The sequence below is a fragment of the Trichlorobacter sp. genome (genome assembly GCF_030247655.1).
Taxonomy (GTDB): Bacteria; Desulfobacterota; Desulfuromonadia; order Geobacterales; family Pseudopelobacteraceae; genus Trichlorobacter.
Genome location: NZ_JAOTRZ010000161.1, coordinates 1 through 6735, shown reverse-complemented (window position 1 = coordinate 6735; position 6735 = coordinate 1). Strand labels below are relative to the sequence as shown.

The window sequence follows — 6735 nt, the reverse complement described above, 5'->3', positions numbered from 1 at the left end:
TTTCAAGCCAGCCCCATTCCAGCTTGTTACCGGAGGAGCTGAACTGTTCAATGAAGCACTGCATGCCGATGTTCGCCGCCTGCTGCCACAACAGGCTGGCCTCCTGACCTTTTCCTTGCTGGTCGAGAAGCATTGCCAGGTGATGATATATGTCAATGAAGTTGGGGGCCTCATGCAGCAGTTCCCTGAGTTGCAGCTCCATCTCCGCCGGGGAGAGTTTGCCGTAATCCCTCGCGTCGAGAAGGTCATTGAATTTCATTTCTGCTTCATACGGAATCTCGGCGAATCGCCATTCCTTATTACCAACTTCTTCAAGAACTGTCCGGCCACTATCTACGGTCTTTTTCATTTTCTGATCCTTTCCCGACGTTATTCGTAAATTTGTCCCATATGTGGTTTAAAAAGCGCCTCAAAATTTACCGATATAGTATCGTACAATCTGCGCTATCCCAGCTTTTTCTTGAACTTAAACACGGCCAGAGACAGAATCAGTCCGGCAAACCCCAGCAGAAACAGGGCCTGGGGCCAGAGGGTCTCCATCCCCACATCCTTGAGGTAGATCCCCCGCAGGATGGTGACAAAGTAGCGGGCCACCACAATATGGCTGACCGCCTGGATTGGGGCCGGCATGTTCTCCAGCGGAAAGATGAAGCCGGACAGCAGAAAGGCAGGCAGCACGGTGACCAGCAACGCCAGCTGGCTGGCCAGCAGTTGACTCTTGGCAATGATGCTGATCAGCATCCCCACTGCCAGCGCCCCCACCAGAAACAGCAGCGAAAGTGCAGACAGCAGCAGCAGACTACCTTTCAGCGGTACGCTGAAGACATAGTAGCCAACGCCAACGGACAGCAGCAGATCCACCACACCGATGCAGAAGTAGGGGGCAAGTTTGCCGATGATCAACTCCCATTTGCGTACCGGCATGGTTACGATCTGTTCCATGGTGCCGGTCTCCCACTCCCGCGCCATACTGAGCGAGGTTAAGAGTGCGGCCACGATCATCATGATCACCGGAATCAGGCCGGGAAAGATAAAATTTCTTGAGACCAGGTCGCTGTTGAACCAGACCCTGGGGCGTATTTCCAACGGTATCGGCTGTGCTGCCCGCTGAGGAAAACGGCGCTGCATAGCAGCCATGCTGATCTGACGTGACCAGGTCAGCACAATCGCCTCGGCATAGCCCTGAGCGATGGTGGCGGTATTGGGGTCACTACCATCAAGAATCACCTGCAGGACCGGTTGTGTACCGGCATCAAGCCTGGCTGCAAAGTCGGTTGGTATCACCAGCGCAATCAAGGCATCACGCCGGTCAACCGCCTGCTCAAGCTGTTGGTAGGACGAGACATGCTGACGCAACGAAAAATAGCGTGACCCCTCAAAGCGACTGATCAGTTCACGACTCTGGGCTGTTTGGCTCTGATCCCAGACCGCTAATGGTACCCGATCTACATCCAGGGTTAAAGCATAGCCAAACAGGAACAGCATGATCAACGGCATCAGGATCCCCAGGGCCAGACTACGCGGGTCCCGCAGCACATGCAGAAACTCCTTGCGGCCCACAGCGATTATGCGGCGCAGAAAGAGCGGCATCAGCCAACCACCCCGTTCCTGTCCCGCTCCTCGATCAGATCAATAAAGACCTGTTCCAGGCTGGGCACCGTACCATCCGTAGCCCGTTGCTGTTTCAGTTCCTGCGGCGTTCCGATTGCCACCAGTTCACCCCGGTAGATCAGGGCCAGCCGGTCGCAGTATTCAGCCTCATCCATGTAGTGGGTGGTGACAAAGACCGTAACACCGTCGGCGGCCAGATGGTGGATCAGTTGCCAGAAACGGCGGCGATTGAGAGGATCAACCCCGGCGGTGGGCTCATCCAAAAAAATGATCGGCGGACGGTGTAACAGCGCACAGCCCAGGGCCAGCCGCTGCCGCCAGCCAGCTGACAGTTCACCGGCCTTGGAATTACGACGATCGGTCAGCCCGGCCATCTTAATCACCCAATCAGCCCGTTCAGCCAGCTCCTTTGCAGGCAATCGATAGATACCGCCGTAGAAGGCGATATTTTCCTCCACGGTCAGGTCTTCGTACAACGAAAACTTTTGGCTCATGTAGCCGATGTTTTCTTTGATCAGTTCGGCCTGGTTGTTAACATCAAAACCGGCTACGTGACCGTTACCGCCGGTGGGTTCCAAAATACCGCACAGCATCCTGATGGTGGTGGATTTACCGGCTCCGTTAGGTCCCAGAAAACCAAAGATTTCCCCTTTAGGCACAGTCAGACTAATCTTGTTGACGGCAATAAAATCGCCAAAAGTGCGGGTTAGCCCCTCCAGGGTGACAGCAGCAACAGCGGATCGCAAATCAGGCGCTGGCCTACGCTTCACCGCCGTATCCGCCCCTTCTCCCATGACAGTGATGAAGACATCCTCCAGAGAGGGCTGCTCAATAGCAGGATCCGCCAACGCCTTCAGGTTCTGCGGCGTATCACAGGCCAGCAATCTGCCGTGGTGCAGCAGACCAACCCGATGACAACGCTCTGCTTCGTCCAGGTAGGCAGTGGCCACGACAATGGTGACTCCTTCAGACAGCAGGGTATCAAGAATGCGCCAGAAATCGCGGCGGGAGACAGGATCAACGCCGTTGGTAGGTTCATCCAGAAACAACACCGTAGGGGTATGGATCAGGGCGCAGCACAGCCCCAGTTTCTGCTTCATGCCACCCGACAGTGCACCGGCCCGACGTTTGACAAACGGCTGTAAGCCACTCATCTCCAGGAGACGCTCAGCCCGCGTGATCCATTCCACCTTTGGCACGCCGAAGATATCAGCATGAAAACGGATATTTTCCATCACGGTCAGGTCGGGGTAAAGCCCAAAGCGCTGGCTCATGTAACCGATATGGGAGCGAACCGGCTCCAGGTCATGACTGGGACAGCCCAACACCATTGCCGTGCCGCTGCTGGCATCCAGCACACCGGTTAACATCCGCAGAGTAGTGGTCTTACCGGCTCCGTCAGACCCCACCAGACCGAACAGTTCACCCTTGGGAATGGTGAGGTCCAGATCATCAACGGCAGTTAGATCAGCGAAGCGTTTGGTGATGTTGGAGATTTCAATAGCATGCATAAAGCTGCGGCTTGATTACGGCGTTGCAATCAGGGCATCCACCGGCATGCCCGGCTTCAGTTCCTGCTTCGGATTGGCAATGGCAATCTTGATCCGGTAGACCAGCTTGACCCGTTCTGCCTCGGTCTGGACGTTACGGGGGGTAAATTCAGCCTCAGATGCTATAAAGCTGACCGTTCCCTGATAGGTCCGCCCTTTCCAGGTATCACTGCTGACTGAAACCAGCTGGCCCAGCTTGACCTTGCCCATCTGCGTTTCCGGCAGATAGGCCCGTACCCAGACCTCATCCATTTTGACTAATGTGATCACCGGGCTACCTGCGGCCAGTAGTTCGCCAGGCTCGGCATGTTTGGCCATGACGGTGCCACTGATCGGCGCTGCCAAAACTGCTTGAGACAAACGGGTATCGGCCAGGGAACGGGCCGCAACGGCACCTTCCAACCGCGCCTGAGCCTGCTTTATTGCGTCAGGACGGGGGCCAACCTTTACCAGCTTCAACCGTTCATCCCCCTCACGCACTGCGGCGGCGGTTGCATCCTTTGCAGCCCTGGCTGCATCTAACTCCCTGCGTGGAATCACCTCTTTTTTAAATAACACCTCAGCCCTGACCGCATCCTGAGCTGCCCGGTCCGCCTCTGCCTTAAGCCGGGCAAGGGTTGCTACGCTGGCAGCAATCTCCTCCTGACGACTGCCAGCCTTCAGATCAGCTAATGCTGCCTGGGCTGCCTGTTGATCTGCAGACCGGACGGCACGTTCATCCTTCAGTTCGTCATCCTCCAACCTGGCCACAATCTGACCGGCCGTGACCTGCTGCCCCTCATCCACCAGCCGCTCCTTCAGCCGCCCCGGCACTTTGAAGGAAACTGCCACAGTGGTGGTTTCAATTGTTCCGGTAAGTTTAAGCTCGCCGCTATTCGCCGTGTGGTTCCGTCGAGTAACAACACCTGCCACCAGTGCAACAACCGCTGCACCAAGTAGTATAAAAAATATTTTCTTGTTCATCGAAACGACTCCCTTACGCCCAACGTTGTGCTGTTACCTTAATAGCACAACAACTATCAGGCGGCTACTCCCCTGCCAGCACCAGCCCAGACCTACAGGCAAAAAAATACTCCTGAAACCGGATGGCTTCAGGAGTCGATAAAATCTATATCTGCCGTTTACTTAGTTTGCAATCGACTTAAGCGTAGGTGGAAAAACCGGAAACAGAGCTTTTGGTCGACTGTGGCATCGCTTGAGCTCCCTTTTGGATCATCTCTGCGATCTTGCTCTGTGACTCTGCATTCATCTTGATCATCGATGCTGACAGCGCCTGTTGGCTCTGAGATGACTGCATGAGAGCTGCTGCACCTGCTATTGAGCTTACGTCCATGGTTGCACCTCCTTCTCTTGTTGTTAGTATTCCACTCCACCTGAAATAATGCAAATATTTTTTGACAAGCACGGTGTAGTTACTTTGCAGGGTAAAAACTTCTGCTATACTTCCCAAACGAAAGCTGCTCGCAACAGGAGGACACTATGAAGATTGAATGGTGGTATTGGATTTTGGCTGGCTTTGTACTGATTGGACTCGAACTGGTGATACCCTCATTCACGATTATCTGGTTTGGCCTGGGGGCTCTGCTGGTTGGCATTCTGGTCGCCCTGGCCCCATCATTACCTGACTGGCTTCAGGTACTACTCTGGGTGATAGCCTCGGTTGTGTTTACTGTACTCTGGTTCAAGTATCTCAAGCCTAAAGGTGACCGTACCCATGCCGGACTTTCCAAGGAAGGTATCATCGGCGAAACCGGTATCATTATCAAAGGTACGGCCGACAGTTACGCCAAAGGCAGGATCAGATTTCGGATATCACTACTGGGTGCTGACGAATGGTCTTGTTTTGCCGAAGAACCGCTGACCATTGGCGACACCGTCATAGTAGAAGACATAGAAGGTCAGATTTTAAAAGTAAAATAAATTTAGGAGGGATTACCATGCCCGCATTATTTGTAGTTGTTGTACTCCTGATTCTGGTTGCTGCGACCATTTTTGCCGGAGTTAAAACGGTTCCGCAAGGCCAGGAATGGGTTGTTGAGCGTCTCGGCAAGTTTCATAAGGCATTAAAACCGGGTCTCAATTTCATTGTTCCCTACATCGACAATGTCTCGTACCGTGTCTCCACTAAAGGCGATGTGCTTTCAATTGGCTCACAAGAAGTCATCACCAAAGACAACGCCGTCATCATCACCAATGCTGTTGCCTTTATCAAAGTAACCGACCCGACCCGTGCGGTCTACGAAATCCAGAACTACGAATACGCCATTCAGAATCTGGTCATGACCTCATTGCGGGCCATTATTGGCCAGATGGATCTGAACAATGCCCTGTCGGAGCGTGAGCATATCAAGGCTCGTCTGCAGGAGAATATTGCCAAGGAGGTTGCCAACTGGGGTATTTATGTACAATCGGTCGAAATTCAGGATATCAAGCCTTCAGAATCGATGCAGCGCGCCATGGAGCAACAGGCCAGTGCGGATCGCTTCAAACAGGCCACCATTCTTGAGGCAGAGGGTAAGCGTGAGGCAATGATTCGTGAAGCCGATGGCAAACTTGAGGCTGCCAAACGTGAGGCAGAAGCCCAAGTACGCCTTGCACAGGCCTCGGCACGCGCAATTTCAGACATCAGCGAATCTGTCAAGGACCGTGACTTGCCGACCTTATTCCTGCTGGGTGATCGCTATATTAATGCAATACAGAAAATGGCAACCTCCCAGAATTCAAAAATGATCATGCTGCCTGCTGACCTCCCGGCTGCCATTCGCGGCATGATGGGAAAGAGTTAGATGCACCGCAGTCACGATTACTGGATGGACAAGGCAATTGCTGAAGCACAAAAAGCTGAGATAATTGCCGAGGTTCCGATCGGCTGCATAATTGTTCAGGACGGTCGAATTATTGCTCGCGCCCACAACCTACGCGAGACACAACAGGACCCTGCGGCACATGCTGAACTATTGGCAATTCGTAAGGCTGCCCGTCGTCTAGGTAACTGGCGACTGCTTGAAAGCACCCTCTATGTGACCCTCGAACCTTGCCTGATGTGCATGGGGGCCATTATTCTAGCCCGCATCCCGACGGTTGTCTTTGGCTGCTTTGATCCCAAGGCTGGCGCTGCCGGATCATTATATGACCTTTCCAGCGACCCGCGACTTAACCATAGCTGCGAACTGATCAGCAACGTCAGGCAGCAGGAATGTTCCGGCCTGCTAACCGCTTTTTTTTCTGAGTTACGCCGAAAAAAGCGTTCTAGACAAGGACAAGGTTGAGTTTTTTAGCTGCATGATGTATAGACAATGCGGCCTGAGCAATCAGGCCGTTTTTTCAGGAGAGGTGTCCGAGTGGTCGAAGGTGACAGACTCGAAATCTGTTGTACCGCAAGGTACCTAGGGTTCGAATCCCTACCTCTCCGCCATACATTTAAAGGCTTACAGAGTACTTCTGTGAGCCTTTTCTCTTTTTACACAAAAAGAGGCTATGTCAGATGACATAGCCTCTTGAATTTCATGGTGCCCGGAGCCGGAGTCGAACCAGCGACACGTGGATTTTCAGTCCACTGCTCTACCTACTGAGC

The 6735-nt window shown here is 53.3% G+C and carries 8 protein-coding genes and 1 tRNA gene; 4 read left to right on the top strand and 5 right to left on the bottom strand.

All coding sequences use genetic code 11. The features are described 5' to 3' along the window. From OEL57_RS12400 to OEL57_RS12375, 5 genes are all read right to left on the bottom strand, one after another. Positions 1-349, bottom strand: a 349-nt coding sequence (locus OEL57_RS12400; RefSeq protein ID WP_300740840.1) for a hypothetical protein, incomplete at its 3' end; no start/stop codon positions are given. Between the two features lie 95 nt (positions 350-444). Beyond that, positions 445-1590, bottom strand: a complete 1146-nt coding sequence (locus OEL57_RS12395) for an ABC transporter permease (RefSeq protein WP_300740839.1) — start codon at positions 1588-1590, stop codon at positions 445-447. Next, a complete protein-coding gene (locus OEL57_RS17010; protein WP_349255206.1) occupies positions 1590-3122 on the bottom strand; it encodes an ATP-binding cassette domain-containing protein in 1533 nt (510 codons plus the stop codon). The genes OEL57_RS12395 and OEL57_RS17010 overlap by 1 nt, the downstream gene beginning before the upstream one ends. Positions 3123-3137: 15 nt before the next feature. After that, complete coding sequence (locus OEL57_RS12380) at positions 3138-4124, bottom strand: HlyD family efflux transporter periplasmic adaptor subunit (RefSeq protein ID WP_300740838.1); 987 nt, start codon at positions 4122-4124, stop codon at positions 3138-3140. A gap of 178 nt (positions 4125-4302) precedes the next feature. Further along, positions 4303-4611, bottom strand: a complete 309-nt coding sequence (locus tag OEL57_RS12375) for a hypothetical protein (protein ID WP_300740837.1) — start codon at positions 4609-4611, stop codon at positions 4303-4305. Positions 4612-4640: 29 nt separating this feature from the next. On the opposite strand from OEL57_RS12375, the gene OEL57_RS12370 reads away from it, so the two are divergent. The 4 genes from OEL57_RS12370 to OEL57_RS12355 all read left to right on the top strand — a co-directional run bounded on the left by OEL57_RS12370 (position 4641) and on the right by OEL57_RS12355 (position 6576). Further along, positions 4641-5081, top strand: coding sequence for an NfeD family protein (locus OEL57_RS12370; RefSeq protein WP_300740836.1), 441 nt, complete (start codon positions 4641-4643; stop codon positions 5079-5081). A gap of 17 nt (positions 5082-5098) precedes the next feature. Then, entirely contained in the window at positions 5099-5947 is an 849-nt protein-coding gene (locus OEL57_RS12365; RefSeq protein ID WP_300740835.1) for an SPFH domain-containing protein, read from the top strand. After that, on the top strand, positions 5948-6430 hold the full coding sequence (gene tadA, locus OEL57_RS12360) for a tRNA adenosine(34) deaminase TadA (RefSeq protein ID WP_300740834.1): 483 nt from the start codon (positions 5948-5950) through the stop codon (positions 6428-6430). 58 nt (positions 6431-6488) lie between these two features. Further along, positions 6489-6576 (top strand) — tRNA-Ser (locus OEL57_RS12355). The last annotated feature ends 159 nt before the right edge of the window (positions 6577-6735 follow it).